Source organism: Caballeronia humi (assembly GCF_001544475.1).
In the GTDB taxonomy this organism is placed as follows: Bacteria; Pseudomonadota; Gammaproteobacteria; order Burkholderiales; family Burkholderiaceae; genus Caballeronia; species Caballeronia humi.
On sequence record NZ_FCNW02000242.1, the window covers coordinates 1 to 623 of the forward strand.

The window sequence follows — 623 nt, forward strand, 5'->3', positions numbered from 1 at the left end:
ACCACCGCTGACGAACAGCGATACGGCCAATGCTGCAATTGCAATGCGTTTCATATCAACTCCTTGAATGTGTTGCGATGAATAGGTTTGGCCCGATTCAGGCCAACTGCGCCGAACCGGCCGATGCGTCGCCTTTCGCGCATCTGAAAGGTAGTTCGTCACGCGCGTTGATCCGGTTACAGCAGGTGAGAAAATTTTGTGCGGGCGGCTTCGGGGAAACCAGAAGCGTGAATGCTCGCTCGCGAGTGCGTAGAATTCGAAAAAATAAACTTGCGCTTCCTGTAACCAGAGTGATCGATGGATCGAACTACGAGTAACACTGGCGCGCGGGCGAAGGAGACGCATCTTCAGGCGCTCTTTCTGAGCGGCCTGGACGGCGACGAGGCGGCGTACCGACAATTTCTGATGGAATTGTGCCCGCATCTTCGCGGGTTCCTGCGGCGCAGGCTGAACGCCCAGCCGGGTGACATCGAAGATGTGGTCCAGGAAGTCCTGCTCGCCGTGCATAACGGGCGGCAGACATACCGGCGGGAGGAACCGTTGACTGCGTGGGTTCACGCGATTGCACGTTACAAGCTGACGGACTACTTTCGGGCGCGCTCGCGGCACGACGCCCTGAACGA

1 protein-coding gene is annotated in these 623 nt (G+C 57.9%); it reads left to right on the forward strand.

Annotation, left to right across the window (positions count from 1 at the left end):
- Positions 1–297 precede the first annotated feature (297 nt).
- On the forward strand, positions 298–623 hold a 326-nt coding region (locus tag AWB65_RS35240), incomplete at its 3' end, for a sigma factor (protein ID WP_268808287.1).